The following is a 26,747-nucleotide window of genomic DNA, read 5'->3' as shown; positions in this document are numbered from 1 at the left end:
TTGTTATTCTCGCCTATCGTTAATGGTAAGACCAATTTACCATTGTGCAAGGAACTGTAAATTTACCGTGAAAGTCACAACTCAAAAAGTATCCGATCAAGTTGCAGAAAGACTTGAAAAGTTGATCTTAGATGGCACTTTACCCGCAGGGGCTAAGTTGGCCTCTGAGCGTGATTTAGCATCAGATTATGGGGTTTCTCGTCCATCAGTGCGTGACGCAATTAAAAAGTTAGAAGCGCAAGGATTGGTAACACGTAAACAAGGTGATGGCACATTTGTCACTAAAAACTTAAATGACCCTTTTGCTGAACCATTATTTGAATTATTAGCAAAAAGTCCAGATTCTCATTATGACTTACTGGAGTTTAGGTTTGCATTGGAAGGCGTAACGTCTTACTACGCAGCATTAAGAGGAACGTCGTCTGAACTTGATGATATTCGGCACGCATTTTATGCCATAGAACAGTTATCAGACTCAGATGACTTAGATCGAGTAGCAGAGGCTGTGGTTAAGTTTTATTTAGCAGTAGCCGATGCGTCTCACAATGTCATGTTGTTACATTTATTAAGAGGTTTAAAAGACTTACTAATACATAATGTAAAAGAAAACTTAGTGGTTTTCCAAAGTCATAGTGAGATTAGAGCACAATTAAAAGTGCACAGAACGGAATTGATGGAAGCCATTGTAAATGGTGAACCAGAACAAGCGAGACAGGCTAATAGAAGACATTTAGCTTATATTGAAAAATCGTTATTGGCCTTAGATGAAGGCAATAATAAATTACAAGGGTCAGTAAGACGTTTATTAAGTGGCGGTAAAGGCTAGCTTTTTAATTACTGACTATAATGATGTTCGCTGAAATGGTTTCAGTCGAACATACACTCTTTTAATAACAAACTGTAGGAACCTGAAACATGTCAGAGAACCTAAATCTAAATCAGGACATCGATCCACAAGAAACTCAAGAATGGCTTGAGTCCTTGGAAGCTGTACTTGAAACAGATGGTGTTGAGCGTGCTCATAGTATTCTAGAAGCACTTATTGATAAGGCTCGCCGTAATGGTGCGCACTTACCGTATTCCGCAACCACGGCATACTTAAACACTATCCCTGCAGGCCAAGAGCCACAAATGCCGGGCGACCGTACAATGGAAGCTAAAATACGTTCAGCAATTCGCTGGAATGCATTGGCAATGGTTGTACGTGGCTCTAAAAAAGATTTAGAACTTGGTGGACACATTTCATCGTTCGCTTCATCAGCTATGTTATACGATGTTGGTTTTAACCACTTCTTTAAAGCAGACAAAGACAACAAAGGCGGCGACTTCTTGTATATTCAAGGTCACGTTTCTCCGGGTATTTATTCTCGTGCATTTGTTGAAGGTCGTTTAACGGAAGACCAGTTAGATAACTTTAGACAAGAAGTGGATGGAGAAGGTCTTTCTTCTTACCCACATCCAAAGTTAATGCCTGACTTTTGGCAGTTCCCTACTGTTTCAATGGGCTTGGGACCAATTGCTGCAATCTATCAAGCACGTTTCTTAAAGTACTTAACTGACCGTGGCATTAAAGATTGTTCAGCTCAGCGTGTATATTGTTTCTTAGGTGACGGTGAGTGTGATGAACCAGAAGCATTGGGTGCCATTGGTTTAGCAAGTCGTGAAGGGTTAGATAATTTAACCTTTATCATCAACTGTAACTTACAACGCTTAGATGGTCCGGTTCGTGGTAATGGCAAAATCATTCAAGAATTAGAAGGGACTTTCCGTGGCGCGGGCTGGGAAGTAATTAAAGTTATTTGGGGTTCTTATTGGGATCCACTACTTTCTCGCGATAAAGACGGTAAGTTATTAGAGATCATGGAAAGCTCTGTAGATGGTGAATACCAAAATTACAAAGCAAAAGGTGGCAAGTTCACTCGTGATAACTTCTTTGGTAAAACACCTGAAACAGCCGCTATGGTTGCCAATATGTCTGACGCCGATATCTGGCGTTTAAACCGTGGTGGTCATGATCCAGTTAAAGTTTATGCCGCTTATGATAGAGCAGTAAATACTAAAGGTCGTCCACAAGTTATCTTAGCTAAAACCGTTAAAGGTTATGGTATGGGTGACGCGGGTGAAGGCAAAAACATCGCTCACGGTGTTAAAAAGATGGACTTGGATGCATTAAAAGCATACCGCGATCGTCATCATTTACAAATATCTGATGAAGATTTACCAAGCGTACCTTATGTTACTTTCCCTGAAGGCAGCGAAGAATATAAATACTTACACGGCCGCCGTGAAGCGTTAGGTGGTTACTTACCTGCACGTCGTCGTAATTCAGATGTAGAAGTTGATACACCTGATCTGAAAGCGTTTGAAGCTATCACTAAAGGTTCAAATGGTCGTGAGATTTCAACCACTATGGCATTTGGTCGTATTTTATCGGTTGTTATTAAAGACAAACAAATTGGTAAACGCGTTGTTCCGATCATTCCTGATGAAGCACGTACCTTTGGTCTTGAAGGTTTATTCCGTCAAGTTGGTATTTATGCCCACGAAGGCCAAAAATATACGCCTCAAGATGCTGACCAAGTTGCTTATTATCGTGAAGATAAAAAAGGCCAAGTGTTACAAGAAGGAATTAACGAATTAGGCGCTATGTCTGATTGGTTAGCCGCAGCAACATCCTACTCAAATAATAATGAGCCGATGATACCTTTCTACATCTATTACTCTATGTTTGGTTTCCAACGCGTAGGTGACATGGTGTGGGCTGCTGGTGATTCACAAGCTCGAGGTTTCTTAGTTGGTGGTACTGCCGGTCGTACAACGCTTAACGGTGAAGGTCTACAACACCAAGATGGTCATACACATTCTCATTTTGGTACAGTTCCTAATTGTATTACTTATGATCCAACCTATGGTTATGAGCTTGCTGTTATCGTACAAGACGGCATGCGTCGTATGTATGGTGAACAAGAAAACGTTTTCTATTACTTAACTGTAATGAACGAAAACTACGTGCAACCTGCAATGCCAGAGGGCGTTGAAGAAGGCATCATTAAAGGTATTTACAAATTAGATACCGTTACGCCAAAAGGTAAAGCGAAAGCTAATGTACGTTTATTAGGTTCAGGAACTATTTTATTGCAGGTTCGTAAAGCGGCTGAAATTTTAGCTGAGCAATTTGGTATTAGTTCAGACGTATACAGTGTGACATCATTTAATGAATTGGCTCGTGAAGGTCAAGACTGTGACCGTTTCAACATGTTGAACCCTGAAGCGCCAGTGCAAAAAGCACACGTAACTAAAGTATTAGAAGATGGAACTGGTCCGGTTATCGCAGCGACTGACTACATTAAATCTTATACAGATCAAATCAGAGCATACGTTCCAGCATCTTATAAAGTGTTAGGTACTGACGGATTTGGTCGTTCAGATAGTCGTCCTAACTTACGTCGTCACTTTGAAGTTGACCATAATTACGTAGTATTAGGCGCACTTAGTGAACTAGCTCGTAGTGGCGATATTAAAGCATCAGTGGTAACTAAAGCCATTGCTGACTTAGGTATCGATGCTGATAAAATTAACCCACTTTACGCATAATCAGCGGTTTAGGAGAATAACAAGATGGCTGAATTAAAAGACATCCTAGTCCCAGACGTTGGTGGCGACGAAGTAGAAGTAATTGAAGTTTGTGTTGCCGTTGGCGACACAATCGCGGAAGAAGATTCAATTATCACGGTAGAAAGTGATAAAGCATCGATGGATATCCCAGCACCATTTTCAGGTGTTGTAAAAGAGATTTCAATATCTGTTGGTGACAAAGTGTCTGAAGGCGGTTTATTAATTAAAGTTGAAGCTGCAGGAGCAGCTCCGGCTGAAACTGCAGTAACACAAGAAACTCAAGCTGCGCCTGTAGTTGCTGAACCGGCACCAAGCGCAGCGCCTGCAGCATCAAAAGCGGTAATTGAAGTAACAGTTCCTGATATTGGCACTGATGATCAAGTTGAAATTATTGATGTGTTAGTTGCCGTTGGTGATTCAGTTTCTAAAGAAGATGGTTTAATTACATTAGAAACAGATAAAGCAACAATGGACGTTCCTTGTCCTGAAGATGGCGTAGTTAAAGAAATTAAAGTCGCTGTTGGCGGACAAGTAGGACAAGGTTCACTGGTATTGTTACTTGAAACTGGCGCGTCAGCTCCTGTTGAAACGCCAACGACGGCTCCAGATCCAGTAGCGGAAGCTGCTCCAGCGCCTGTTGCGGCCACGTCAGTATCAGAAGTGAAAGACGTTGAAGTACCAGACATAGGCACTGACGGTGAAGTTGATGTTATCGATGTATTAGTTGCTGTTGGTGATACCGTTGAAGCTGAACAGGGGTTAATTACATTAGAAACTGACAAAGCGACAATGGATGTTCCAGCGCCTTTTGCTGGTGTTATCAAAGAGTTAAAAGTAGTCAATGGTGGCAAAGTTGCTACTGGAACTATCATAGCCACCATTGAAACGGTTACGACGACAGCGGCAAGTCCTGCGCCTGTTGCGGCAGCACCTAGTGCTCCAGCTCCAGCGGCTCCAGCGAAAAAAGCGCCACCAGTACAACAAGTTCATCCATCACAATCGGGTGCTTCAGCATCTGGTAAGAAAATTCACGCTACACCGTCTGTAAGACGTTTAGCCAGTGAGTTTGGTGTGGATTTAACCAAAGTAACGGGGTCTGGTCGTAAAGGTCGTATTCTTGCTGATGATGTTAAATCATTTGTTAAATATGAATTGTCGCGTCCTAAAGCAACAGCAAATTCAAGTGTAGCGGCTGGTGAAGGTGGTTTACAAGTTCTTGCGCAACCTAAAGTCGATTTCTCTAAGTTTGGTGAAATTGAAGAAGTGCCATTAACGCGTATTCAGAAAATTTCTGGTCCTAACCTTCATCGTAACTGGGTAACGATCCCACATGTTACGCAATTTGATGAAGCGGATATCACTTCTTTAGAAGCGTTCCGTAAAGAACAAAACGCAATGTTAGCGAAACAAAAGTCAGATCTTAAGATCACGCCATTAGTTTTCATTATGAAAGCGGCCGCGTCTGCTTTGTTAGCATACCCGCAATTTTGTTCATCGTTGAGCTTAGACGGTGAGAGCCTGATCAAGAAAAAATACGTGCATATTGGTATTGCTGTTGATACTCCAAATGGTCTAGTGGTGCCAGTTGTTCGTGACGTTGATAAAAAAGGCGTGAACGAAATATCTCGTGAGCTTATGGAAATATCCACTAAAGCTCGTGATGGCAAGTTAACAGCCAAAGACATGCAAGGTGGTTGTTTTACTATCTCTAGTCTTGGTGGTATCGGCGGGACCGCATTTACACCAATAGTGAATGCGCCTGAAGTTGGTATCTTAGGTGTATCTAAATCAGAGATGAAACCTAAGTGGAATGGTTCTGATTTTGAACCTAAACTGATGTTGCCTTTATCGTTGTCCTATGATCACAGAGTAATCGATGGCGCATTAGCGGCTCGCTTTACTGTTCATTTGGCAAGTGTATTGTCAGACATACGCAAACTGGTTTTATAAAACTGTTATAAAATCATAAGAAAGTCTTGCAGTTGCAGGACTTTCTATTTTTTGAGTGATAAACTCAACAAAATTTCGAACAGACGAATATTCGTTTGTTCACCTTATAGAAATGGAATGGATGACCTTCATTCCGTCACCATACAAGTGAATAGAGGTTAATAATGAGCAACGATATTAAAACCCAGGTTGTGGTTCTTGGTGCTGGTCCAGGTGGATACTCTGCAGCGTACCGTGCAGCGGATTTAGGATTAGACGTAGTATTAGTTGAAAAACGCGCCACACTAGGTGGTGTTTGTTTGAATGTTGGTTGTATTCCGTCTAAAGCATTGTTACACGTAGCGAAAGTTATTGATGATGCAAAAGATATGGCTTCACACGGCGTAACGTTTGGCGCTCCTGAAATTGATCTAGATAAGATCCGTTCTTGGAAAGACAGTGTTGTAGCACAATTAACAAACGGTTTGGACGGCATGTCTAAAATGCGTAAAGTTAAAGTGGTTAACGGTTTCGGTAAATTTACCGGTAGCAACACTATGGTTGTTACTGGTGAAAAAGGCGATACAACAATCACTTTTGATAATGCAATTATCGCAGCCGGTTCTGAGCCTGTTAATTTGCCATTTATTCCTGAAGACGATCGTGTAATCGATTCAACTGGTGCACTAGAGCTTAAAGACGTACCTGGTGAAATGTTAGTATTAGGTGGGGGTATCATCGGTCTTGAAATGGGTACTGTTTATGCCGCATTAGGTTCTAAAGTATCTGTTGTTGAATTCTTAGACCAACTAGTACCAGCTGCTGATAAAGACGTTGTTCAAGTTTATTCTAAATACAATAAAGATCGTTTCAACATTATGTTATCAACTAAAGTGGTTGCTGTTGAAGCGAAAAAAGATGGTCTATATGTAACGTTTGAAGGTAAAAAAGCGCCTGCTGAGCCAGTACGTTATGACAAGATTTTAGTTGCAGTTGGTCGTAAACCAAACGGTAACTTAATGGATGCAACTAAAGCGGGTGTTAATGTTGATGAACGTGGTTTCATTAATGTTGATAACCAATTGCGTACTAACGTAAATCATATCTTTGCAATTGGTGATGTTGTTGGTCAGCCTATGTTAGCGCATAAAGCGGTTCATGAAGCACATGTTGCTGCTGAAGTTATCTCTGGTCAGAAACATTTCTTTGAACCACAAGCTATTCCTTCAATCGCTTATACTGATCCAGAAATGGCTTGGGTTGGTATTACAGAAAAAGAAGCGAAAGAAAAAGGTTTAAATGTTGAATCAGCTAAGTTCCCTTGGGCTGCTTCTGGTCGAGCTATTGCTTCTGCAAGAACTGAAGGTTTCACTAAATTAATATTTGATAAAGACACGCACCGTATTTTAGGTGGTGCTATTGTTGGTATTAACGCTGGTGAAATGCTTGGTGAAATTGGCTTGGCAATTGAAATGGGTGCTGATGCGGAAGATATCGCATTAACGGTTCATGCTCATCCAACATTAAATGAATCAATTGGTCTTGCGGCAGAAATGTACGAAGGTTCAATTACTGATTTGCCAAACCCAAAAGCAAAGAAGAAAAAATAAATTCATAGTAGAATTGAATCAAAGGGATTACATCCTTGTACCTTTGACATTAATTCTTCCCTGAATTAAAAAATGCCGACGTAAGTCGGCATTTTTGTATCTACTATTTAAACGTTACAATCTAATTTCACATTAGGGAGTTGTCCTACAAAGGAGAGCTATCCTACAAAGGTGAGTTATCCCACAAAAGCAATTTTGGCGACAAACAAGGCAGTTAAAAACCAAACACTTTTACTTACTTCATTTGCTTTACCACAAAGGGCTTTGGTAAAGGTGTATGTAATAAAAGCTAATGTAATACCATGTGCAATTGAAAAGGTAAGTGGTGTGAATAATAAGATAACGGTAACAGGCGCGGCTTCGGTAATATCTCCCCAATCAATGTCTTTTAAGTTGAATAACATTAATATCGCTACATAAAAAATAGCACCGGTTGTGGCATAAACAGGGATCATGCCTGCTAATGGGGCAAAGAAAATACTTAATACAAACAAAACACCTACAACTACGGCTGTGAGTCCTGTTCGTCCACCTTCTGCAACACCTGCAGCGCTTTCAATATAACTTGTTGTGGTAGAGGTGCCTAAGGCTGCACCAGATAAGGTTGCGATTGAATCACTTGATAATGCTTTTCCCAAACGCTCAATGTTGCCTTTATCATCAGTCAGCCCTGCACGTTGTGTTACCGCAATCAAAGTACCTGATGTATCAAACAAATCGACAAACAAAAAAGCAAATACAACGCTTAACATTCCAATTTCAGCGGCTGATGCGATGTCCATTTGCATAAAGGTTGGCGCAAGAGAAGGAGGAGCCGAAACGATACCTGCATAAGTAACATCGCCGAAAATCACGCCTACTACGGTCATCGCTAAAATAGCAATCATAACAGCGCCTGGGATTTTACGAGCCGTGAATGCAGCTATTAGAAAAAATCCAATTATACTCATCAGCGGCACAAAAGAAGTGATATCACCTAAAGCTACAAATGTTGCAGGGTGAGCAACTATAATCCCTGCATTCTTAAGTGCGATAAGCGCTAAAAATGAACCTATACCAGTAGCTATACCTAGTTTTAATGTCTTTGGAATTGCATTTATGATCCATTCTCTTACTTTAAATAAGCTCAGAAGTAGAAAGATAACCCCAGATAAAAAGACGGCACCTAATGCAGTTTGCCATGAATGCCCCATGCCTAAAACGACGCCATAAGTAAAAAATGCGTTTAAGCCCATACCGGGTGCTAACGCTATTGGGTAGTTAGCGATAAAGCCCATGATAAAACAACCAATGGCTGCAGCTAAGCAGGTTGCAACAAAAACGGCACCTTTGTCCATACCAGCGTCCGCTAATATAGATGGATTAACAAAGATAATGTAGGCCATGGTTAAAAACGTAGTTAACCCCGCCATCATTTCAGTTTTAACCGTTGTTCCATGAGCTGAAAGTTTAAATAATCTTTCTAACATATTGTTATATCTCTATTTTTAAATGAAATGAAAGTGTAATAAATATTGCTGTTTTTTACACCAATAAATTGAAATTAAACTACATTTGTATAGAATCTCGGCGCTTATGCCCCAAATTACATACAGAGAGATAAACATGTTAAAGCGATTAATGGTTACATCCTTATTTTTAATAATCACAGCGTCAGTGAATGCTAAAACAGTTTGGTCTAATTACAGTATTAGTTACCTATTAGGAGATAGTTATGAAGTGGGAGACTCATCGAGGGAAGTCATAACTTTTGAATATGCGGCGGGCACAACTTGGGGTGATACATTTATGTTTTTTGACCGTTTGGAATCAAGTGATGGTTCTGTCGAGACCTACGGTGAGTTTGCCCCACGTTATAAAATTAAAGATTTAGATGGGTTTATTAAAAGTGTGTATATTGCCCCTGCTATTGAAATGGGACCGGGGACAAACTATTTGTTGGGTGTCGGGACTGATTTAGCGGTGCCTAATTTTAACTTTTTTCAATTAAATGCGTATATACGTGACAATGCTGATGGCGATATGAGCTTTCAAACTACAGTCGTTTGGGGATTACCTATCGGTCCTTTGACTTATGGTGGTTTTATAGACTTCGCGACCGGTGTTGATAATACGGTGTTTGGTGATACACAAGCCCAACTTAATTTTACCTCTCAATTAAAATATGACATTGCCGAGTATTTAGGCTCAGATACTAAAGTTTTTATAGGTGTAGAGTATGTGTTTTGGAATAATAAATTTGGTATAGACGGTGTAGATGAAAGAAATATGAATTTATTAATGCAATATCACTTTTAACGGCAGCGCCTTGTGATAGATCTTTGTTATTCACAGCAATTAAAGCTGAATTAATTATGAAATGGGTACGCAAGTTTTTAATTCTATTGCTATTATATAAGTAACGCTGTGTGAGCAGTTAATCAAAGCAGGGTTATTTTTTAGATGAAAATAACTGCAAAAATTGTAAGATGCTTTGAGTCTAGGTAGAATGAGAATCTTCGACCTAGTCGAAAATGGAGCTTTTTATAAAGCTATATATAAGCAAGTGGCATAAAAGGAGCTAATAATGCTTATACTAACTCGTCGTGTTGGTGAAACGTTAATGGTAGGTGATGAAGTTACAGTTACGGTTTTAGGTGTAAAGGGCAACCAAGTAAGAATTGGTGTTAATGCTCCTAAAGAAGTAGCAGTTCATCGCGAAGAGATATACATGCGAATTCAAGCTGAGAAGGGCGGTCAACCCTCTGACGCAGAATAGCGATAAACCGGCTTTAAGCCGGTTTTTTTCTTTTAAGGTCTAAAATAGTAAATCATCTAGGCAAAAAAGTGACAAAAATTGAACGTTAATTTAAATATTGGTTATTTTCGAATCAATCAGTAATTTAATTAAAGTTTTTATTTGACATATATTCTTAGATCATTACTATACACGCCACATTGATGGAGAGGTGGCCGAGTGGCTGAAGGCGCTCCCCTGCTAAGGGAGTATAGGGTTTGTAGCCCTATCGGGGGTTCGAATCCCCCCTTCTCCGCCATTCAATGTATTTTGTGATAATGCGCGCTCGTAGCTCAGCTGGATAGAGTACCTGGCTACGAACCAGGCGGTCGGAGGTTCGAATCCTCCCGAGCGCGCCATCATTACAAAAGAAGACTTATTGCGCGCTCGTAGCTCAGCTGGATAGAGTACCTGGCTACGAACCAGGCGGTCGGAGGTTCGAATCCTCCCGAGCGCGCCATATCTTCTTCTTACCTCAATAGTAAAAATCCACAAATCTAAAAAACATCCCCTTTTATTTTAAAATTTATAGCTATACTCATCTTGGCTTTAATTAATGCTAAATATCTTAATTTTGTTACTTCAAAATTAGAAGTTTTTGACATTTATCCAAATAATTATTCAAATTAAATTATTATTTATTCAATATTAATATACCCTGTAAGTTAAGTGTTTAGCTGACAATTAAGCCATATCATTAAAATTTTTCTTTCAATTAGAAACGTTTTTGTGTTACTTAAGAGCTAATACTCTAAATTTGATTTTCAGATCTGATGATCAAATAAAAATAAAATCATTTTCAAACGATTTGCAAATCAAAGATAAACAATAATAAACGGGTAGTTAAAATTTATGAACGTATCAGAGCTGCTAGCTGAGGCTGGCATACTTATGGCGGTAGGAATGTTAGTTGTATTCCTTTTTTTGTCGGTATTAATTGTTGCTATAAAACTGTTAACCAAATTTGCCGAAGCCTATCCAGATCCAGTGAAACTCACTCGCACACCAATTAACCCAATAAATTCTAATAAAACGTCGCCACAGGTGATTGCAGCTATCACTGCCGCCGTAAAACAACATAAAGCGCGAAATAAATAGAGGACGGAACATGAAAAAGCCATTGTTACTTACTGAGTTGGTGCTGCGTGATGCACATCAGTCATTACTTGCAACTCGAATGCGTCTGGAAGATATGCTTCCAATCGCGGGTAAATTAGATCAAGTTGGTTTTTGGTCAATGGAATCTTGGGGCGGCGCAACATTTGATTCTTGTATCCGATACCTAGGTGAAGATCCTTGGGAACGTATTCGTGCTTTAAAACAAGCTATGCCAAATACAAAACAACAAATGTTACTACGTGGCCAAAACTTACTAGGTTATCGCCATTACGCCGACGATGTTGTTCGTAAATTTGTTGAACGTGCACATACTAATGGTGTAGATGTATTTAGAATTTTTGATGCGATGAATGACATCAGAAACTTAGAAACTGCCGTCAAATCAGCCATCGATGTTGGCGCTCATGCCCAAGGTACTATTTCATATACGGTTAGCCCGGTTCATAACTTACAAATGTGGTTAGACATGGCAAAACGATTAGAAGATATGGGTTGCCACTCTATTTGTATCAAAGATATGGCAGGTTTGTTAAGACCTTATGAATGTGAAGAATTAATCACCAACTTAAAAGCAACAGTTGATTTACCAATTGCAATGCAGTGTCACGCAACTACCGGACTTTCAACGGCAACTTACCAAAAAGCGATAGATGCTGGAATCGATATGCTAGATTCTGCAGTATCGTCAATGAGTATGACTTACGGCCACAGTCCAACAGAGACGATGGTTGCGATCGTTGAAGGAACAGATAGAGATACTGGCTTAGATTTAGTGCTATTAGCTGAAATAGCAGCTTATTTCAGAGAAGTTAGAAAGAAATACGCTAAATTTGAAGGCAGCTTAAAAGGTGTCGACTCTCGAATTTTATTAGCCCAAGTTCCTGGTGGCATGTTAACTAACATGGAAAACCAACTTCGCGAGCAGGGCGCTGAAGATAAAATGGATGAAGTATTAAAAGAGATCCCTAAAGTTCGTAAAGATTTGGGGCAAATTCCTTTAGTAACACCAACGTCACAGATTGTTGGTACTCAAGCGGTATTAAACGTATTAACAGGTGAGCGTTATAAGTCTATCACTAAAGAAACCGCTGGTGTTTTAAAAGGTGAATACGGAGCAACTGCTGCTCCAGTTAATGCTGAATTACAAGCCAGAGTGTTAGATGGTGGTGAAGCAATTACTTGTCGTCCAGCGGATAATATTGAAGATGAATTAGTTAAATTAACTGACGAGCTTGACGGTATTGCCGCGGAAAAAGGGCTGAATCTTGCCGATGAAAAAATTGATGATGTATTAACCTATGCTTTATTCCCACAAATCGGTCTTAAGTTCTTAGAAAATCGTAATAATCCTTCTGCGTTTGAACCAGTCCCAACCGGTGAAATAGAAACTCCTAAACAAGCTTCAACTAATCCAGATGCGCCGGAAGCTTATAGTGTTTCTGTTGATGGTAAAGTATATGAAGTTGTAGTTGCCCCTTCAGGTGAGTTAACCAGTGTTGTACAGGGCGCTCAAAAAGATGAAGCTCACACTCAACATACAACGGTCACCGCAAGTGAAACTCTTAACGCACCTTTAGCGGGTAATATATTTAAAATCTTAGTGTCTCCAGGCAGCGTTGTGGAAGATGGTGAAGTAGTTATCATCATGGAAGCAATGAAAATGGAAACTGAGATTCGAGCTGCCTCTTCAGGCACAATAGCCTCAATCAATATCAAAGAAGGCGACGCTGTTTCAACAGGCGATGTCTTACTTACATTAGGGTAGAGTTCAATGGAAGGTTTACAAATGCTTTGGGCTTCTACAGCCCTTGCAAATTTTGAAATGGGCCAGCTCATCATGATGGTGGTTGGTTTATTATTACTCTTTTTAGCGATAGCAAAAGGGTTTGAACCATTATTATTATTACCAATTGGTTTTGGCGCTATATTAGCCAACATACCGTTAGCGGGCTTTAATGATGAAGGTGGATTACTCTATTATATTTACCATGTGGGTATTGAAACTGGGGTTTTCCCATTATTGATATTTATGGGCGTTGGTGCCATGACGGACTTTGGAGCGTTAATTGCCAATCCTAGAATGTTGTTATTAGGTGCTGCAGCTCAATTTGGTATTTTTGCTACCTTATTTGGCGCCATTTTATTAAACCTTATTCCAGGTTTTGAATTTAGCTTACAAGATGCGTCGGCTATTGCCATCATAGGAGGCGCTGACGGTCCCACCGCGATTTTCTTAGCTTCTAAATTAGCACCTGATTTATTAGGCGCTATTGCGGTTGCTGCATACTCATATATGGCATTGGTTCCAATTATCCAACCCCCAATTATGAAAGCTCTAACAACTGAATCTGAACGTAAAATTAAAATGGTTGAATTACGAACGGTAAGCAAGAAAGAAAAAATTATATTCCCTCTTGCAGTCTTATTCCTAACCGCTTTGTTTTTACCAGCTGCAACGCCACTTGTTGGTATGTTCTGTTTAGGCAACTTAATGAAAGAGTGTGGTGCGGTTGACAGATTAAGCAATACCGCTCAAAACGAGTTGATAAATATTGTTACTATCTTTTTAGGCTTAGCGGTAGGTTCTAAATTAAGTGCAGACAAGTTCTTAACCGTAGATACTTTGGGTATCTTAGGATTGGGAGCAATTGCATTTAGTATTGGTACTGCTGCGGGTGTATTAATGGCTAAGCTAATGGGTAAATTTAGTAAAGATCCAATTAACCCATTATTAGGGGCTGCGGGTGTGTCTGCTGTGCCTATGGCGGCCCGAGTCGTTAACAAAGTTGGTTTGGAAGCAAACCCGCATAACTTCTTGTTAATGCATGCAATGGGCCCAAATGTAGCTGGTGTATTAGGTTCAGCCGTTGCCGCAGGTATATTGTTAGCTTTAGTTGGTTAGACAATCTTAATCAAAGAGCAGGTTACCGCAAATGTAGCCTGCTTTTTTGCTATAATTTAAAGCTAAAATATCAAGAATAAATTGATATTCTGGATTGTTGAATTTGTGTGCGTTTGTTATACTTCCACCCCATCCTGACCACACATCCAAAAGCATTAAAAATTAATCGCAGAATTTCCATTCGTGTGATGTTTTTTTAGTTGTTATTTGTGATGGTACCAAGTTTAGCAGTCTAATTTTTTAAGGTTTGTATGACTACTCGATATATATTCGTTACTGGTGGCGTTGTTTCTTCATTAGGTAAAGGTATAGCTGCAGCTTCTTTGGCTGCAATTCTAGAAGCCCGCGGTTTAAACGTAACTATTTTAAAACTTGATCCGTATATTAATGTTGATCCAGGCACAATGAGCCCAATTCAACACGGTGAAGTATTTGTTACTGAAGATGGTGCAGAAACAGATTTAGATTTAGGTCATTACGAACGTTTTATTCGTAATAAAATGACTAAGAAAAATAACTTCACCCAAGGTCGAGTATATCAAGACGTCTTAGCTCGTGAACGTCGTGGTGACTATTTAGGTGCGACTATTCAGGTTATACCTCATATCACTAATGATATTAAAGCACGTGTTGTTGCTGGTGGTGAAGGCAGAGATATTGCCATTGTTGAAGTAGGTGGCACTGTTGGAGATATTGAATCTCAACCGTTTCTAGAAGCATTACGTCAACTTGGTACTGAAGTTGGACGTGATAATGCTATGTATATGCATTTAACTTTAGTGCCATATTTAGGTGCGGCTGGTGAAATTAAGACTAAACCAACGCAGCATTCAGTTAAAGAATTACGCTCTATTGGTATTCAGCCAGACATTTTAGTTTGTCGTTCAGATCGTGCGATTCCAGCAAATGAAAGAGCGAAGATATCTTTGTTTACAAATGTTGAAGAAAAAGCGGTAATCAGTCTTAAAGACGTCAGTTCTATATACCAAATTCCTGCTTTGTTAAAATCACAAGGTTTGGATGATTTAGTGTGTCGTCGCTTTCATATCGAAGCGCCAGAAGCTGATTTAGTTGAGTGGGAACAAGTACTTTACGCTGAATCAAACCCAACTGGTGAAGTTAATATTGGTATGGTTGGTAAATATGTTGAATTACCAGATGCTTATAAGTCAGTAAACGAAGCGTTGAAACATGCAGGTTTGAAAAAACGTTTAAGCATTAATATTCAATATGTCGACGCTCAAGATGTTGAAGTTAAAGGCGTTGGTATATTAAAAGATTTAGACGCGATCTTAGTTCCTGGTGGATTTGGAGAACGTGGTACTGAAGGCAAAATGTTAGCCGCGCAATATGCTCGTGAAAACAAAGTGCCTTATTTGGGTATATGTTTAGGTATGCAATTAGCGTTAATTGAGTTTGCTCGTAACGTAGCAGGCTTAACGGATGCGCATTCAACAGAGTTTAATCCAGATAGCCCGCATCCAGTGGTTGGTTTAATCACGGAGTGGTTAGACGCTGAAGGGCAAGTTGAAATGCGTAATGCTAAGTCAGACCTAGGTGGTACGATGCGTTTAGGCGCACAAAAATGTTATCTTAAGCCTAACTCAAAAGCCCGTGAAGTATATGGTAATGAGTGGATAGTGGAACGTCATCGTCATCGTTATGAAGTAAATAACAATTACATTGAACAGTTAGAAAAAGCTGGTCTAGTGTTTGGTGGCTTATCGGAAGATAAAAAACTTGTAGAAATGATAGAACTACCAGAACACCCGTTTTATGTGGCTGGTCAGTTCCATCCAGAATTTACGTCAACGCCTCGGGACGGACATCCTTTATTTGAAGGGTTTGTCGGTGCCGCTGGTGAATTTGTAAAAAATAAATAATAAATAATAAAACGCAGCCTAAGCTGCGTTCTTTTTTGATAAGGAATGGGAATGTCTCAAATAGTTAAAGTTATTGGCCGTGAGATCATGGACTCACGTGGTAATCCTACGGTTGAAGCTGATGTATATCTAGAATCTGGTGCGTTTGGTCGTGCAGTTGCTCCATCTGGTGCATCAACAGGTTCTCGTGAAGCGCTTGAATTACGTGATGGTGATAAATCACGTTATTTAGGTAAAGGTGTATTAACAGCCGTTAATAACATAAACGAAAAAATCGCACCTGCTGTTATTGGTAAAGATGCACAACTACAAGTTGCTGTTGACCAAGCTATGTTAGATTTAGATGGAACAGAAAATAAGTCTGTTTTAGGCGCAAACGCAATATTGGCAGTATCATTAGCAAATGCTAAAGCTGCGGCATTAGAAAATGGTATTGCATTGTTTGAGCACATCGCTGACTTAAACGGCACATCTGGTGAGTTTTCAATGCCTGTTCCTATGATGAATATCATCAATGGTGGTGAACACGCTGATAACAACGTAGATATCCAAGAGTTTATGATCCAACCTGTATCTGCGCCTTCATTCCGTGAAGCGTTACGTATGGGTGCTGAAATCTTCCATACGCTTAAGAAAGTATTGTCTGAAAAAGGCTTAAATACAGCGGTTGGCGATGAAGGTGGTTTTGCTCCGAACTTAGCATCTAACGAAGAAGCACTAACAGTTATTGAGTTAGCGGTTGAACGTGCTGGCTACAAATTAAACGAAGACGTTACCCTTGCATTAGATTGTGCATCTTCAGAGTTTTATTCTGATGGTATCTATAACATGAAAGGCGAAGGTAAAACGTTCGACTCTGCTGGTTTCTGTGATTACCTAGCAGATTTAAGTGATAAATACCCAATCCTTTCTATCGAAGATGGCTTAGATGAGTCTGATTGGGATGGTTGGAAATTATTAACGGATAAGATTGGCGGTAAAGTTCAATTAGTGGGCGATGATTTATTTGTTACTAATACTAAGATTTTGCGTGAAGGCATTGAGAAAGGTGTTGGTAACTCAATCCTTATCAAGTTCAACCAAATCGGAACATTAACTGAAACGTTAGAAGCTATTCGTATGGCGAAAGAAGCAGGTTATTCTGTTGTTATTTCTCACCGTAGTGGTGAAACAGAAGATTCTACTATTGCAGATTTAGCTGTTGGTACTGCTGCAGGTCAGATTAAGACTGGTTCATTATGTCGTTCAGACCGTGTCGCTAAATACAACCAATTGTTACGCATTGAAGAGCAACTTAGCAATGTTGCATACCGTGGTCGTTCAGAGATCAAAGGTCAAGCGTAAACCTTGTCCAATTAAAGGAGTGCATTTCGCACTCCTTTTTTATTGGGGCATTTAAAAATTAGGCGCTATAGTTAAATCGATGACAGATTCACGCGAACAAACTTTTTTATGGCAAAATAGAACGGGTCAGCAAATATTTGCTGAGTTATCGAATGCCTTATATGAAAGAGAATTAATGCGTTTATCGCAAGATGCAGATATAAGCGCAGAAGCATTAAAAAAACGATTAGGTTCAATGGCTTTTTACATTAAAAAAGCGGCTGAACATATCAGCGAATTATATACCCCGTTAGATTTAGACAGCCAGAATGGTTCTTGGATCAGCGCGCAGTCAGTGAAACCCCATTCAATAAAAGCCCAACCAGATAAAACACGTATATTTTATCTAGAACATGCCAAGATGGCATTAGTGGTTCCTATATCTGTAAGTCACTATGGAATAGAACAAATAGTATTAGATACGATTGATGAAATAGATTTAGACAATGATCAAATTCATTGTAATGAACACGGCTGGTTTACCCTAAGCGGACATGAACAATCCAAATCAACTATCTATACCAAGTCGTTATTAAAACCAAGTAAAGCAATCATGGCAGCTGCCTGCTGTGGTCATCAATGGTTAAACCAACGTAGGACATCACCAAGGTTATTATCTTTACGTGAAATGTTACTAGCGAGTCGAATTAACTGGCGACAATTTTCCAAATTATTAACCTTAAAAAAATAACCTTTAATCACCATCTATACCTTTCAATCTGGCTATATCCTTTGCATAATACAAAATCAAATCAGTTTTAAGTGATGGCATTGTGCGAATTGTTAATTTAGTTTTAATAATCATTTTTATTCTTATCCAATACCGTTTTTGGTTTGGGCATAATGGCCTGCAATTTTATACTGCCAATCGCACAGAAGTAACCAAACTTAAATCTGGCAATGATGAATTATTAAAGCGAAATATCTTATTAGAAGCCGACGTTAAAGACTTATCGGTTGGTCTTGAAGGTATCGAAGAAAGAGCAAGAAATGAGCTTGGCATGATCAGAGAAAATGAGACGTTTTTCCGCTTAGTACCAAACAATAAAGAGCAAAATTAAATGGTGATAGACCATATGTTTTCTGTGGTGATCCCCGCGTCTGGTATTGGTAAGCGCATGCAAGCTGAAATACCAAAACAGTATTTACCCCTTTTGGATAAGTCAGTGCTTGAACACACTATTGGTTGTTTTACCGATTTACCTTTTGTGGATGAAGTCGTGGTTGTCATTGCCCAGCACGATGAAATGTTTAATACCTTAAAGATAGCAAACCATCCCAAGATACATAAGGTCATTGGAGGAAAGGAACGCGCAAATTCGGTTTTTAATGGTATTCAGTATTTATACGAAAAAGGAACTCAGTGGGTCATGGTGCATGATGCTGCGAGACCATGTGTAGAGCAAGACGATATTGTAAATCTGGCACAGCATTGTTTCACTAATAAACAGGCTGGCATATTAGGTTCACCAGTAAGAGATACAATGAAACGTGCGGGTTCTAATTCCAATTTAATCGAGCATACCGAAGAGCGAAACGGACTATGGCATGCATTTACGCCACAATGCAGCAACGTTAGTCAGTTATTTCAAGCACTCAATAGCCAAATATCCTCACAAGGCGATATCAATCCAAGGGTAACAGATGAAGCATCAGCACTTGAGATGGCCGGTTTTCCTGTTGCATTAGTTAACGGAAGTGCAAAAAATATTAAAATTACTCAGCCTGAAGATTTAGCATTGGCCGAGTATTATATAAAGAGTAAAAAACAATGAGTATAAAAATTGGCTTTGGTTATGACGTACATACATTTGGTGGTGACGGCCCAATAACATTAGCTGGAGTAAAAGTACCTTATTTCCAAGGGTTTATTGCACATTCAGATGGCGATGTTGCTATACATGCTTTATGTGACGCTATCCTAGGGGCACTTGCACTAGGTGATATTGGTAAACATTTCCCTGACACGTCTGATCAATATGAAAATATAGACAGTAGAATATTGTTGCGTCATGTAGTGAATTTGGCACAAGAACAAGGGTTTAAGTTAGGCAACTGTGATTTAACTATAGTTGCTCAAGCACCTAAAATGGCACCGCATATTGAACAAATGAGAAGCGTATTAGCGCAAGATTTAAATGCAGATTTAAGCCAAGTGTCGGTAAAAGCAACGACCACCGAAAAGTTAGGTTTTGAAGGTCGCAAAGAAGGGATCTCTGTTCAAGCAGTTGTCTTAATGGAAACTATATAATGACAGAGACAACGACAAATAAAGCCCAAACGACGGCAGAAGAACCGAATACACCTGCTGAGTTTTTTAAAGATTGGTCCTTTGAGCATTGGGCATATTTGCATGGTAAACCAAAAGCCAGCGCTAAGTTTAAGACTTACCCTGAAGACTTTGTAGTGACTGAAAACTTAGGGTTTGATTTAACCGGTGAAGGCGAAAATGTATTTTTGCTAATCGAAAAAAACCAGTTAAATACGCAACAAGTATGTGAGTACTTAGCTAAATTTTTTGGTCGTCGATTACGTGACATTGGTTATGCTGGGTTAAAAGACAAACAGTCGGTCTCTCGTCAATGGTTTTCCGTTCAGATGAATGTGAAACAAGACGTGGATTTGTCTACATTAGGCACTGAAAACATTAAGTTAATTGAACATTCTCGTCATATTAAAAAATTAAAGGTTGGAGCGTTAAAATCAAATCACTTTGATATTCTTTTACGTGATATTACCGATGTTATAGATACTATTGGCCAGTTAGAGAAAATTATAAAACAAGGTGTACCAAACTATTTTGGTCTACAGCGTTTTGGATTTAAAGGTAATAATCTTAATTGGGCAGACAGAATGTCCAATGGCGAAGATATAAAAAACAAAAAGATCAAAGGCTTTGCGCTGTCAGCTAGCCGTTCTTATATTTTTAACCAAGTGGTTAACGAAAGGTTAAAACAAAATATATTTACTACGCCTATTAATGGTGACGTGTTTATTTTAAATGGATCTAATTCATTTTTTAGCCAAGATGTAGATGACGAAATTAAGCAACGTTTATTAGAAAATGACATTCATATCTCTGCGCCTTTATTTGGTAAAGGTGAATTTGAAACTAAAGGTCAGATATTAGAACTTGAGACTAAGATCGCTAATGAACATGCTAATTGGCAACAAATGTTAATCGAGCAAGGGTTAAAACAAGAGCGACGTAGTATCTTATTGAATCCTGAGAACTTAACTTGGCAAGTTAAAGGGAATGATTTGTTGATCAGTTTTGATTTAGCTACTGGCTGTTTTGCTACTTCTGTGTTGCGTGAGTGTGTTGATTTTATTCAGGAATATTCATGAACATATTATTAAGTAATGATGATGGTGTTTTTGCACCAGGATTAGAAGCCTTATACAAAGAGTTATGTAAGTTGGGTAAGGTTACCGTAGTTGCACCTGACCGGAACTTAAGTGGGGCTAGCAGTTCACTCACTTTAACGAACCCTTTAAGATCACAACAACATCCGAATGGCTTTTATAGTGTTAATGGTACGCCAACCGACTGTGTACATCTGGCAATAAGCCAATTAATGGATGTTACCCCTGATATTGTTGTAGCTGGTGTTAACCATGGCGCTAACTTAGGCGATGACACTTTTTATAGTGGCACTGTTGCAGCAGCAGCAGAAGGGCGTCATCTAGGATTACCGGCTGTTGCGGTATCGTTGACTAGCCACGATGACACTCATTTATCATGTGCAGCAAAAGTTGCTAAACAGGTAGTGGAAAACTTAATGACACACCCAATCCCGTCTGATCAGATATTAAACGTAAATGTACCTGATATCCCGTTTGAACAGCTAGAAGGTTTTGCAGTTACTCGATTGGGTAGTCGTCATAAAGCCGATTTAATGCAAAAACAACAAGACCCATGGGGGCGTGACATTTATTGGTATGGTAAGCTTGGGCAAGAACTCGACGCTACCGAGGGGACTGATTTCCATGCAATTAACAACAATAAAGTATCTATTACGCCATTAAAGATAGATATGACGGCATTTGAAAGTATTGAAAATGTTGCAGACTGGGTAAAGAAGTTAAGTAATTAATATGAATCAATTTGCAAAAAGCGGAGACAAGTTAGCGCAACAACTGAAGTTGTTAGGGATAACCAATCCAACAGTGTTAAATGCCATATCTAGTGTACCTCGTCATTTATTTGTCGATCAGATATTGGCTCATAAAGCTTATGAAAATACAGCCTTGCCTATTGGTCAAGGGCAAACAATTTCTCAACCATACATAGTTGGTAAGATGACCCAAATGTTAGTTGAGCATGGAGTAACCACTAACGTATTGGAAATAGGCACAGGCTCTGGTTATCAGGCTGCAATTTTAGGGCGTGTATTTGATAAAGTGAGTTCGGTTGAACGTATAAGACAACTGCAGTTTAATGCCAAACGAAAGTTACAACAATTAGACATATATAATGTGCAAATGAAACATGGTGATGGTTGGCAAGGGTGGCAATCTAAAGCGCCCTTTGATGCGATTATCGTGACCGCAGCCCCAGTTTCAATTCCTGAACAGTTAAAACTACAGTTAGCCGACGGTGGGATAATGGTCTTGCCTGTTGGAGACAAAACTCAAACCTTAGTTACTGTTGTACGCAAAGGTGATAGTTTTGAAGAAAAACACTGGGAAGCCGTGAAGTTTGTGCCTTTAGTATCAGGAGATACCTTGTAGTGAAAATTTTTACCGTTTTGTATGATAAGTGTATTACCTGGGCCAAACATAAATACGCCAGCACTTATCTAGCTTTATTGACGTTTTGCGAGTCTATATTTTTTCCTATCCCACCAGATGTTATGTTAGCGCCTATGGTGCTAGCTCGACCGCATAAAGCGTGGTGGTTAGCCAGTTTAACCAGTATTAGTTCGGTACTAGGTGGTATTGTTGGTTATTTATTGGGGGCGTACTTATACGAACCTGTAGTATTACCATTTATAGAGATGATGGGATATCAGTCCAAGTTTGCAACAATTACCAGTTATTTTAATGAATATGGTGTGTGGATCGTGTTTTTAGCCGGATTCACGCCGATTCCTTATAAAATATTCACTGTCAGTGCCGGCATGTTATCTATGGCCTTTTTTCCATTCTTAATAGCGTCAGCTGTCGGGCGTTCAATGCGATTTTTCCTTGTCGCTGGGATCTTATATTGGGGTGGTGAGAAAATGGAGCATAAAATTCGCCAGTACGTTGATATTATTGGCTGGATTGTCATTGCGTTAATTGTTACGTTTATTGTGTATAAACAATTTAATTAGATTATGAAATATTATTTAGCCTGTCTAGTTTCGTTAACTTATCTGTTGTCTGGGTGTACTTCTCGGCACACTCCTGCGCCAATTGTTAAGATTGGCAATGCCATGTCTATTTATGACAATTCAGCAAAAGGTAGCTTGAAGAGTTCACAATATGTGGTTCAACCGGGCGAAACTTTATATGCGATTGCATGGCAAGCTGGGATCGATTTTCGACATTTAGCAAGACTAAATAATATTAATGAACCATTTCAAATATTTCCTGGGCAGGTTATCTCTCTGCAGAGCAGTAAAGATAAAGGCTCAGATAATGGTACGAAAAAACAGGTAGTTACATCTGGAATTGGAAATGCAATAAATAATAAAAAAACTATTGCAAATGAAAATTCAGGGGAGTACCGTAAAACTCAACAGGATCGGAAAGTATTAATAACTAAAGAAAAAGATCCTTTCCCTACGAAGGTACGTCAATGGCGTTATCCGAGTAAAGGAAACATAATCGAGAAATACTCAACCAAAGAAAATGGTAATAAGGGTCTCGATTTTGGTGGTAAAATGGGTGATCCAATTATTGCTGCAGCAGATGGCAAAGTGGTTTACTCAGGTGGTGCGCTTAGAGGTTACGGAAATTTAGTTATTGTTAAACACAATAACGATTATTTGAGTGCTTATGCTCATAACCGGTCTATTAATGTCAAAGAACAGGACTGGGTTAAAGCTGGGCAAGTTATTGCAGAGATGGGTGATTCTGGTACGGATTCAGTGAAATTACACTTTGAAATCCGACACCGAGGTCGTTCAGTTAATCCTCTTAAATACTTACCTAGGAGATAAGAACTTATCGTTAAGCTAAGTGAACTATTAAGGTTAACTTAATAGCTCCAAATTGGAGTCGCCCATGAATCAAGATATCGTTGTAGAAATCACCCTTGATGCTGAAGATATTGATAATGAAATCAACGCTGCCGTTGAAAAAGAAATTATTAAAGCCGCAAAAAAGTCCACGAAAAAGGTACCATCAGCTGCCAAAGCTGAAACGATTGCAAGTGCCGAACAACCCAAAAACTTAGATGCCACACAAATATATTTAAGTGAAATTGGATTTTCCCCATTACTTTCCGCTGAAGAAGAAGTGTTCTTTTCCCGCAAATCATTAAAAGGCTGCGAAGCTTCTCGTAAACGAATGATCGAAAGTAACTTACGTTTGGTTGTAAAAATAGCCCGCCGTTATAACAATCGTGGTTTAGCATTATTAGATTTAATTGAAGAAGGTAACTTAGGTCTAATCAGAGCAGTAGAAAAATTTGACCCAGAACGTGGTTTTAGATTTTCAACTTACGCAACATGGTGGATACGTCAAACCATCGAACGTGCCATTATGAATCAAACCCGAACCATACGTTTACCTATACATGTAGTTAAAGAATTAAATGTATATTTAAGAACGGCTAGAGAACTAGCACAAGTTTTAGATCATGAACCGACAGCAGAGGACATTGCCGCTAAGTTAGATAAACCCGTTGAAGACGTGACAAAAATGTTACGACTTAACGAAAAAATTAGCTCAGTAGACACGCCTATCGGTGGTGATTCTGACAAAGTGTTGTTAGATATCATTGCAGATGATGTTGGAAAAGGGCCAGAAACAAAGATCACAGATAATGACATTAATAACAATATCGTGCATTGGTTAGAACAACTAAATCCTAAACAAAGAGAAGTATTGGCTCGCAGATTTGGTTTGTTGGGATATGAACCATCTACCTTAGAAAATGTAGGTGCTGAAATAGGTTTAACCCGTGAACGTGTTCGTCAAATTCAAGTAGAGGCGTTACGTCGTTTAAAAGATATGGCAACGCACGACGGTCTAAACATGGCGGCACTGTTTGAAGTAGAAGTGTAGTTTGTTTAATAAATCGTTCATTTTAAAAACCTGCTAATTAGCAGGTTTTTTTTAATTCATTTTTATACTGTACGTAGTGTGTGGGGTAGATAATGTTAGTGAGAGAGAATACCGGACTGATCGTGGTTGATATACAAGGAAAACTTGCCCGTCTAGTTCACGATAGTGATGTATTAATTTCAAACTGTGAAAAGTTAATTAAAGGCGCTAACGCGCTTGAATTACCAATCATATTACTGGAACAAAACCCGCAAAAGTTAGGGCGCACTACAACTAAACTAAGTGCTCTACTAGAAGATATCGATCCCATCACCAAGTTTACATTTAATGCCTGTGAGACACCTGATTTTATAGATTTTGCTAAAACCAAAAATGTAGATACTTGGCTTATTTGTGGTATTGAGGCACATATTTGTGTGTATCAAACGGCAAGCGGGTTAATTGAACATGAATTTAACGTTGAACTAGTTAGTGATTGTATTTCTTCTCGTACCTTATCTAATAAACAGCTTGCTATTACTCGATTACAAAACAGTGGGGTTGGAATCACAGGTTTAGAGATGTGTTTATATGAGTTGGTAAAAGATTGTCGTGTACCTGAATTTAAACAAATTTTAGAGTTAATTCGTTAACCATTGAATAAAGAGCAACTCAATATTAACTTAGTGTCAGCCGTGTTGTTGTTGTTGGAGATTCGTTGTAACACAGAGTAGGATTAATAGATTATATTAGCGATAGATAGATAAAAGCCGATGACATCTTAACTGTCATCGGCTTATTATTTACATGAGTATTTAAATGAGTCTAGTTTGAAGGCAAAACTATTTGAACTCTTGTTCAACTTGGTCAAACAATTCTAAAACTTCCTGTTCTTCTTGTGGGTTCATTATTGTCACAACATAGATAGCAATTGATGAACAAATAAAGCCAGGCACTATTTCATAAATCCAGCTGCTTAATGATTTACCGTCAATTGTTAGTGGTGCGTATATCCATATTAAGACCGTAGCTGCACCAACAACCATACCTGCAAGGGCTGCTTGTTTAGTCATTTTTTTCCAGTACAAACTAAAGATGACCAGTGGACCAAATGCCGCACCAAATCCTGCCCATGCATTACTTACTAAACTAAGTACTGAGCTGTTTCTGTCTAAAGCTAATAAACCAGCAACTACAGCAACCATGAATACTGAAATACGACCAACCAACACTAATTCTTTATCTGAAGCATCGCGGTTTAAAAAGGTTTTGTAAAAATCGTCAGTTAACGAACTAGAAGACACTAATAATTGTGAACTTATGGTACTCATTATGGCTGCTAAAATTGCCGCTAATAAGAAGCCTGTAATTAATGGATGGAATAATAAATTAGAGAATACTAAGAAGATAGTTTCAGGATCGATTGCCCCTAAGTTAAATTTATTAACGTAAGCAACACCAGTGAAACCAACGGCTAAAGCTCCAACTAATGCAACAAACATCCAGCCCATACCAATATTACGCATCGTTGGCATATCTTTCACTGAACGAAGCGCCATAAAACGCACAATAATATGAGGTTGACCAAAATATCCAACCCCCCACGCCATGCTCGACATTATGGCAATAAAACTTAATCCTTCGAACCAGTCAAAATAGGTTGGATTAATAGCAGATATAATAGAGGTCAATTCAGCTAAACTATCAAACTGAGTAAAAGCAATAATAGGCACCAAGATCACGGCGACAAACATAATGCAGCCTTGTACAAAGTCTGTAAGACTTACCGCTAAAAACCCACCAAATAAGGTATAAGCTACAACGACACTCGCGGTAACAACAAGTCCCATTGAATAATCTAAGCCAAATGAAGTTTCAAATAATTTACCACCGGCCACTAAGCCAGAAGATGTATATAAAGTGAAGAAAATAACGATAACGGTAGAGGCAACTAGACGAAGAGTTAAACTCGAGTCATTAAAACGTTTAGCAAAATAATCTGGAACGGTAAGGGCATCTTTGGCTTTCTCAGTGTAAACCCGTAATCTTGGCGCCACGACAATATAGTTAATAAAAGCACCGATAAATAAGCCTAATCCAATCCAGCTACTACTTAAACCAGAAACAAACATAGCTCCAGGTAAACCCATTAGTATCCAACCACTCATATCAGATGCGCCTGCAGACAATGCTGCAACCGATGGTGGTAATGAACGACCACCTAACATATAACCTGACAGATCAGATGTGGACTTGCGATAAGAGTATAATCCAATCGCTAACATGACTAAAAAATAAAGGCCGAGAGTGATGTAAGTTGAATAATGCATAAA

At 39.0% G+C, this 26,747-nt stretch carries 24 protein-coding genes and 3 tRNA genes; 25 read left to right on the top strand and 2 right to left on the bottom strand.

The genetic code is table 11. From position 1 onward, the window contains the following. The first annotated feature begins 67 nt into the window (after positions 1–67). From KO505_RS14300 to lpdA, 4 genes are all read left to right on the top strand, one after another. Positions 68–826, top strand: a complete 759-nt coding sequence (locus tag KO505_RS14300) for a GntR family transcriptional regulator (RefSeq protein ID WP_341205711.1) — start codon at positions 68–70, stop codon at positions 824–826. An 89-nt stretch (positions 827–915) separates the two neighbouring features. Beyond that, a complete protein-coding gene (aceE, locus tag KO505_RS14295) occupies positions 916–3,594 on the top strand; it encodes a pyruvate dehydrogenase (acetyl-transferring), homodimeric type (protein WP_216056147.1) in 2,679 nt (892 codons plus the stop codon). Between the two features lie 24 nt (positions 3,595–3,618). Further along, positions 3,619–5,565: a pyruvate dehydrogenase complex dihydrolipoyllysine-residue acetyltransferase gene (gene aceF, locus KO505_RS14290; RefSeq protein WP_216056146.1), complete on the top strand. Its 1,947-nt coding sequence runs from the start codon at positions 3,619–3,621 to the stop codon at positions 5,563–5,565. Between the two features lie 164 nt (positions 5,566–5,729). Continuing rightward, on the top strand, positions 5,730–7,154 hold the full coding sequence (lpdA, locus tag KO505_RS14285; protein ID WP_216056145.1) for a dihydrolipoyl dehydrogenase: 1,425 nt from the start codon (positions 5,730–5,732) through the stop codon (positions 7,152–7,154). Between the two features lie 176 nt (positions 7,155–7,330). On the opposite strand, the gene KO505_RS14280 is transcribed toward lpdA, so the two are convergent. Beyond that, entirely contained in the window at positions 7,331–8,623 is a 1,293-nt protein-coding gene (locus KO505_RS14280; protein WP_216056144.1) for an NCS2 family permease, read from the bottom strand. A 136-nt stretch (positions 8,624–8,759) separates the two neighbouring features. Here KO505_RS14280 and KO505_RS14275 point away from each other — a divergent pair, with 136 nt between their 5' ends. The 21 genes from KO505_RS14275 to KO505_RS14175 all read left to right on the top strand — a co-directional run bounded on the left by KO505_RS14275 (position 8,760) and on the right by KO505_RS14175 (position 25,067). After that, positions 8,760–9,452: a nucleoside-binding protein gene (locus KO505_RS14275; protein ID WP_216056143.1), complete on the top strand. Its 693-nt coding sequence runs from the start codon at positions 8,760–8,762 to the stop codon at positions 9,450–9,452. A gap of 268 nt (positions 9,453–9,720) precedes the next feature. Further along, positions 9,721–9,912 carry a carbon storage regulator CsrA gene (csrA, locus tag KO505_RS14270; RefSeq protein WP_216056142.1) on the top strand — a complete coding sequence of 64 codons (192 nt, stop codon included), beginning with the start codon at positions 9,721–9,723 and terminating at the stop codon, positions 9,910–9,912. A gap of 184 nt (positions 9,913–10,096) precedes the next feature. Continuing rightward, a tRNA-Ser gene (locus KO505_RS14265) sits at positions 10,097–10,189 on the top strand. Between the two features lie 23 nt (positions 10,190–10,212). Next, positions 10,213–10,289: transfer RNA gene (locus KO505_RS14260), tRNA-Arg, on the top strand. Between the two features lie 24 nt (positions 10,290–10,313). Then, positions 10,314–10,390: transfer RNA gene (locus KO505_RS14255), tRNA-Arg, on the top strand. Positions 10,391–10,782: 392 nt separating this feature from the next. Further along, entirely contained in the window at positions 10,783–11,028 is a 246-nt protein-coding gene (locus KO505_RS14250; RefSeq protein ID WP_216056141.1) for an OadG family protein, read from the top strand. Between the two features lie 10 nt (positions 11,029–11,038). Then, complete coding sequence (gene oadA, locus KO505_RS14245; protein WP_216056140.1) at positions 11,039–12,814, top strand: sodium-extruding oxaloacetate decarboxylase subunit alpha; 1,776 nt, start codon at positions 11,039–11,041, stop codon at positions 12,812–12,814. Between the two features lie 6 nt (positions 12,815–12,820). After that, a complete protein-coding gene (locus KO505_RS14240; RefSeq protein WP_216056139.1) occupies positions 12,821–13,951 on the top strand; it encodes a sodium ion-translocating decarboxylase subunit beta in 1,131 nt (376 codons plus the stop codon). A gap of 251 nt (positions 13,952–14,202) precedes the next feature. Continuing rightward, positions 14,203–15,834: a CTP synthase gene (locus KO505_RS14235; protein ID WP_216056138.1), complete on the top strand. Its 1,632-nt coding sequence runs from the start codon at positions 14,203–14,205 to the stop codon at positions 15,832–15,834. A gap of 51 nt (positions 15,835–15,885) precedes the next feature. Beyond that, positions 15,886–17,178, top strand: a complete 1,293-nt coding sequence (gene eno, locus KO505_RS14230; RefSeq protein WP_216056137.1) for a phosphopyruvate hydratase — start codon at positions 15,886–15,888, stop codon at positions 17,176–17,178. A gap of 79 nt (positions 17,179–17,257) precedes the next feature. Then, positions 17,258–17,908 carry a hypothetical protein gene (locus KO505_RS14225; protein WP_216056136.1) on the top strand — a complete coding sequence of 217 codons (651 nt, stop codon included), beginning with the start codon at positions 17,258–17,260 and terminating at the stop codon, positions 17,906–17,908. 82 nt (positions 17,909–17,990) lie between these two features. Continuing rightward, complete coding sequence (gene ftsB, locus KO505_RS14220) at positions 17,991–18,278, top strand: cell division protein FtsB (protein WP_216056135.1); 288 nt, start codon at positions 17,991–17,993, stop codon at positions 18,276–18,278. Beyond that, positions 18,279–18,992 carry a 2-C-methyl-D-erythritol 4-phosphate cytidylyltransferase gene (gene ispD, locus KO505_RS14215; RefSeq protein ID WP_216056134.1) on the top strand — a complete coding sequence of 238 codons (714 nt, stop codon included), beginning with the start codon at positions 18,279–18,281 and terminating at the stop codon, positions 18,990–18,992. Beyond that, positions 18,989–19,468 carry a 2-C-methyl-D-erythritol 2,4-cyclodiphosphate synthase gene (ispF, locus tag KO505_RS14210; RefSeq protein ID WP_216056133.1) on the top strand — a complete coding sequence of 160 codons (480 nt, stop codon included), beginning with the start codon at positions 18,989–18,991 and terminating at the stop codon, positions 19,466–19,468. The genes ispD and ispF overlap by 4 nt, the downstream gene beginning before the upstream one ends. Next, the gene (truD, locus tag KO505_RS14205) at positions 19,468–20,565 is read left to right on the top strand and encodes a tRNA pseudouridine(13) synthase TruD (RefSeq protein ID WP_216056132.1); all 1,098 of its coding nucleotides are present in this window, start codon (positions 19,468–19,470) and stop codon (positions 20,563–20,565) included. The genes ispF and truD overlap by 1 nt, the downstream gene beginning before the upstream one ends. Further along, positions 20,562–21,314 (top strand): 5'/3'-nucleotidase SurE, encoded by a 753-nt coding sequence (surE, locus tag KO505_RS14200; protein ID WP_216056131.1) that lies wholly within the window; start codon positions 20,562–20,564, stop codon positions 21,312–21,314. Before truD ends, surE begins: the two co-directional genes overlap by 4 nt. Position 21,315: 1 nt before the next feature. Next, positions 21,316–21,951: a protein-L-isoaspartate(D-aspartate) O-methyltransferase gene (locus KO505_RS14195; RefSeq protein WP_216056130.1), complete on the top strand. Its 636-nt coding sequence runs from the start codon at positions 21,316–21,318 to the stop codon at positions 21,949–21,951. Continuing rightward, the gene (locus KO505_RS14190) at positions 21,951–22,535 is read left to right on the top strand and encodes a YqaA family protein (protein WP_216056129.1); all 585 of its coding nucleotides are present in this window, start codon (positions 21,951–21,953) and stop codon (positions 22,533–22,535) included. Before KO505_RS14195 ends, KO505_RS14190 begins: the two co-directional genes overlap by 1 nt. Before the next feature lie 102 nt (positions 22,536–22,637). Next, a complete protein-coding gene (locus tag KO505_RS14185) occupies positions 22,638–23,366 on the top strand; it encodes a peptidoglycan DD-metalloendopeptidase family protein (protein WP_216056128.1) in 729 nt (242 codons plus the stop codon). 64 nt (positions 23,367–23,430) lie between these two features. After that, the gene (gene rpoS, locus KO505_RS14180) at positions 23,431–24,435 is read left to right on the top strand and encodes an RNA polymerase sigma factor RpoS (protein ID WP_216056127.1); all 1,005 of its coding nucleotides are present in this window, start codon (positions 23,431–23,433) and stop codon (positions 24,433–24,435) included. A gap of 92 nt (positions 24,436–24,527) precedes the next feature. Continuing rightward, positions 24,528–25,067, top strand: a complete 540-nt coding sequence (locus KO505_RS14175; RefSeq protein ID WP_216056126.1) for an isochorismatase family protein — start codon at positions 24,528–24,530, stop codon at positions 25,065–25,067. 189 nt (positions 25,068–25,256) lie between these two features. On the opposite strand, the gene putP is transcribed toward KO505_RS14175, so the two are convergent. After that, positions 25,257–26,744, bottom strand: a complete 1,488-nt coding sequence (gene putP / locus KO505_RS14170) for a sodium/proline symporter PutP (protein WP_216056125.1) — start codon at positions 26,742–26,744, stop codon at positions 25,257–25,259. Between the last annotated feature and the right edge of the window lie 3 nt (positions 26,745–26,747).

The organism is Psychrosphaera sp. F3M07 (genome assembly GCF_018860345.1).
Classification (GTDB): domain Bacteria; phylum Pseudomonadota; class Gammaproteobacteria; order Enterobacterales; family Alteromonadaceae; genus Psychrosphaera; species Psychrosphaera aquimarina.
The sequence above is the reverse complement of the archived record's forward strand: the minus strand, read 5'-3'. Positions and strand labels throughout refer to the sequence as shown.

What these genes read in the sequence shown, in the direction of transcription:
- surE (WP_216056131.1), top strand. Translation starts at nt 20,562, where the DNA reads ATGAACATATTATTAAGTAATGATGATGGTGTTTTTGCACCAGGATTA.
- rpoS (WP_216056127.1), top strand. Translation starts at nt 23,431, where the DNA reads ATGAATCAAGATATCGTTGTAGAAATCACCCTTGATGCTGAAGATATT.
- csrA (WP_216056142.1), top strand. Translation starts at nt 9,721, where the DNA reads ATGCTTATACTAACTCGTCGTGTTGGTGAAACGTTAATGGTAGGTGAT.
- KO505_RS14250 (WP_216056141.1), top strand. Translation starts at nt 10,783, where the DNA reads ATGAACGTATCAGAGCTGCTAGCTGAGGCTGGCATACTTATGGCGGTA.
- KO505_RS14280 (WP_216056144.1), bottom strand. Translation starts at nt 8,623, where the DNA reads ATGTTAGAAAGATTATTTAAACTTTCAGCTCATGGAACAACGGTTAAA.
- oadA (WP_216056140.1), top strand. Translation starts at nt 11,039, where the DNA reads ATGAAAAAGCCATTGTTACTTACTGAGTTGGTGCTGCGTGATGCACAT.
- aceE (WP_216056147.1), top strand. Translation starts at nt 916, where the DNA reads ATGTCAGAGAACCTAAATCTAAATCAGGACATCGATCCACAAGAAACT.
- lpdA (WP_216056145.1), top strand. Translation starts at nt 5,730, where the DNA reads ATGAGCAACGATATTAAAACCCAGGTTGTGGTTCTTGGTGCTGGTCCA.
- KO505_RS14275 (WP_216056143.1), top strand. Translation starts at nt 8,760, where the DNA reads ATGTTAAAGCGATTAATGGTTACATCCTTATTTTTAATAATCACAGCG.
- KO505_RS14185 (WP_216056128.1), top strand. Translation starts at nt 22,638, where the DNA reads ATGTCTATTTATGACAATTCAGCAAAAGGTAGCTTGAAGAGTTCACAA.
- KO505_RS14240 (WP_216056139.1), top strand. Translation starts at nt 12,821, where the DNA reads ATGGAAGGTTTACAAATGCTTTGGGCTTCTACAGCCCTTGCAAATTTT.
- ispD (WP_216056134.1), top strand. Translation starts at nt 18,279, where the DNA reads ATGGTGATAGACCATATGTTTTCTGTGGTGATCCCCGCGTCTGGTATT.
- KO505_RS14175 (WP_216056126.1), top strand. Translation starts at nt 24,528, where the DNA reads ATGTTAGTGAGAGAGAATACCGGACTGATCGTGGTTGATATACAAGGA.
- truD (WP_216056132.1), top strand. Translation starts at nt 19,468, where the DNA reads ATGACAGAGACAACGACAAATAAAGCCCAAACGACGGCAGAAGAACCG.
- aceF (WP_216056146.1), top strand. Translation starts at nt 3,619, where the DNA reads ATGGCTGAATTAAAAGACATCCTAGTCCCAGACGTTGGTGGCGACGAA.
- putP (WP_216056125.1), bottom strand. Translation starts at nt 26,744, where the DNA reads ATGCATTATTCAACTTACATCACTCTCGGCCTTTATTTTTTAGTCATG.
- ispF (WP_216056133.1), top strand. Translation starts at nt 18,989, where the DNA reads ATGAGTATAAAAATTGGCTTTGGTTATGACGTACATACATTTGGTGGT.
- KO505_RS14235 (WP_216056138.1), top strand. Translation starts at nt 14,203, where the DNA reads ATGACTACTCGATATATATTCGTTACTGGTGGCGTTGTTTCTTCATTA.
- eno (WP_216056137.1), top strand. Translation starts at nt 15,886, where the DNA reads ATGTCTCAAATAGTTAAAGTTATTGGCCGTGAGATCATGGACTCACGT.
- KO505_RS14225 (WP_216056136.1), top strand. Translation starts at nt 17,258, where the DNA reads ATGACAGATTCACGCGAACAAACTTTTTTATGGCAAAATAGAACGGGT.
- KO505_RS14195 (WP_216056130.1), top strand. Translation starts at nt 21,316, where the DNA reads ATGAATCAATTTGCAAAAAGCGGAGACAAGTTAGCGCAACAACTGAAG.